We start from the raw sequence: 259 nt of genomic DNA on the forward strand, positions 1-259 counted from the left end.
CTTTAACGCCCAAAGTGGCAAGCTCATCAACTAAGGTGACTAATGCATCTTGATTTTCGACAAAAGCAGACTCAGTCAGTTCAAACTTTAATAAGTGAGGAGCAACCTGATACTTAATCAAAATATTCTCTACTTTTTCGGTCAAATTAGTAATGGCTAGATTTTTTGCACTTAAATTAATACTAATACTATGATTGCTTATGCCATCGGATGCCAGCTTCGCAATGTCTTTACAGGCTTGTTCAATAACCCAAATTGT

At 35.9% G+C, this 259-nt stretch carries 1 protein-coding gene; it reads right to left on the reverse strand.

All coding sequences use genetic code 11. From position 1 onward, the window contains the following. Positions 1-259: EAL domain-containing protein (locus tag SB765_RS31070; RefSeq protein ID WP_410932681.1), on the reverse strand; the 259-nt coding region annotated here is incomplete at both ends.

Source organism: Pseudomonas sp. SIMBA_067 (assembly GCF_046534675.1).
In the GTDB taxonomy this organism is placed as follows: domain Bacteria; phylum Pseudomonadota; class Gammaproteobacteria; order Pseudomonadales; family Pseudomonadaceae; genus Aquipseudomonas; species Aquipseudomonas putida.